1 protein-coding gene and 3 pseudogenes are annotated in these 2,120 nt (G+C 26.3%); 1 reads left to right on the forward strand and 3 read right to left on the reverse strand.

Annotation, left to right across the window (positions count from 1 at the left end):
• Positions 1–164: 164 nt before the first annotated feature.
• Positions 165–266 (forward strand): hypothetical protein, encoded by a 102-nt coding sequence (locus tag IDG60_RS11875; protein WP_001791893.1) that lies wholly within the window; start codon positions 165–167, stop codon positions 264–266.
• On the opposite strand, the pseudogene IDG60_RS11880 reads toward IDG60_RS11875, so the two are convergent.
• The 3 pseudogenes from IDG60_RS11880 to IDG60_RS11890 all read right to left on the reverse strand — a co-directional run.
• A pseudogene (locus IDG60_RS11880) lies at positions 244–426 on the reverse strand (transposase); the annotation flags it as partial. The gene IDG60_RS11875 and the pseudogene IDG60_RS11880 overlap by 23 nt on opposite strands.
• Positions 427–613: 187 nt before the next feature.
• A pseudogene (locus tag IDG60_RS11885) lies at positions 614–991 on the reverse strand (DUF1433 domain-containing protein).
• A gap of 520 nt (positions 992–1,511) precedes the next feature.
• Positions 1,512–1,997: pseudogene (locus IDG60_RS11890) on the reverse strand (SMEK domain-containing protein); the annotation flags it as partial.
• Between the last annotated feature and the right edge of the window lie 123 nt (positions 1,998–2,120).

Raw genomic sequence — 2,120 nt, forward strand, 5'->3', positions numbered from 1 at the left:
GCGTTTTTTTCTTATTGGCTAAGTAGACGCAATACAAAATAGGTGACATATAGCCGCACCAATAAAAATCCCCTCACTACCGCAAATAGTGAGGGGATTGGTGTATAAGTAAATACTTATTTTCGTTGTCTTAATTATACTGCTAATTTTTCTTTTTGTAAAATATGCAAGGTTTTAAAGAGAAACATCAAGAACTAAAAAAGGCTCTATGTCAAATTGGACTGATGCGTTCAATATCCGAAGTTAAGCAACTAAACATTGCTTAACTTCCTTTTTACTTTTTGGAGCGTAAAGTTTTGAACATAATAATATTCGATTGCGCAAATGATTGTAACTTCCATAACCAAAAGATGTACGTTTAATTAATTTTATTTTGTTATTTATACCTTCTAAAGGACCATTTGATAAATTGTAATAATCAATGGTTACACTATTAAAAGTGTCACAAATTCTTATGAATCTGGCATAAACTTTGAATTAACTAAATAAGTAAGAAAACCTCGGCACTTTATCATTTTAATAGTGTCGAGATTTTTATAGATACTACAAATATTTATAACATAGTTAAACTCATCTAATGACTTATATTTTTGTTTCATCACAATATGAACAATTATTTATTGGACGTATTTTGCTCTTTTTTTATTTCAGAAACTGACTTAGGATTTTTATTAAATTTTCTACCCAATTCATCTGTATAAGAAATATCGGTATCAAATTGAAAATCATCAACAGATCTTATACCAGCTGTAAATGATAACTTTTTATCATTATTTATATAACCACTAATAGAATAACCATCCATTGGGTTTTCTTTAAAATTAGCGAAGCTTATATTTTTATAACCTTTCACATTGTACTTCATATAAATCGTTATTCTTTCTTTTTGTTCATCATATTATTTCTTTTCGTCATATTTCATCTTCAAAAAGATTCCGCCTAGAATCAATATTAAAATTATAATTACAATCATAAGATATTTTTTATTCAAAAAATCAATCTCCTTTTCATTGTACTTATTGACGAACATTTTGAATAAATTAAGCATATTGAGTTTTACGATGATTGTATAAACGTTACAACCCATATGATTGTTGGTTTTAACATTAGTCAATTTTTCTTTCTTATAATCTTAAATCATGATTTGGTTTACTTTAACACTTAAATAATTATATTTTTATCCATTCTATTCATAACATTTATTCAATTGGACCTGAAAAGAAAAACAACGGTGGTTCCGCTTCATATTTGTCAATAGCGGTTTAAGATTGGCGTGTTTTAAATACTTAATCACTTTCAAAATCTTTTTAGTCAGTATGAATCTTCTATAATCTTAAAGATTTTCATATTATAATATTACACATTTTTTCGAAATCTTATTTAAACTTATTTACTAGTTTCCTTGTGGATTGTTGGTTGTGTTTTAGAAATTCACGTCACAAGTTCAATATAAATATTGTTTTTTTACTTTTTATAAAAGTTTGAGCGGTGGCATAAATATATAGATAAATCTAAAAATTACGCCTAATTTTTGACATGTCATTCTTAATTATTTTCTTATTATATTTGCCATCGTCATAAAAAACATTGTACCACCATTCTTGTCTATCTCGAAGAGAAATTTTTTCTAGATATATTTTCCATCCAATAGACAATTTTTTAGTATTAAGAAAGTTTAATAAACTTTCTTTTTTAATAAGTAAACATTCATTATCAAATTCGAGTAATTTAGAATTAATACATATTGTTTCACCAAATTTAGTTTTCCATACTCCTTCTTCCGTTTGTATTAATGAAAAATAATCTACTATTTCTTTACACGGAATATAAAAACTTATTGATTTGTCCTTAACAGAATAATCTAACTCCCAAAAATATTCATAAATAGCTGGACATAATTTACCATCTGATTCAGTTAAATATCCCTCTTTATAATTTTTATAAGCTTCGCTCCAATAATATTCATATAAATATATACTATGTGCTCGAGGAATATGATAAAGTCCGTATAATTGTGTAAAAGTAAAAAGGCCATATAACAGTCCTTTTACGGTACAATGTTTTTAACGACAAAAACATACCCAGGAGGACTTTTACATGACCCAAGTACATTTTACACT

Source organism: Staphylococcus sp. EG-SA-2, assembly GCF_017152085.1.

Excerpts from the sequence above, each read along its gene's own strand:
- IDG60_RS11875 (WP_001791893.1), top strand. The coding sequence starts at position 165 with ATGCAAGGTTTTAAAGAGAAACATCAAGAACTAAAAAAGGCTCTATGT.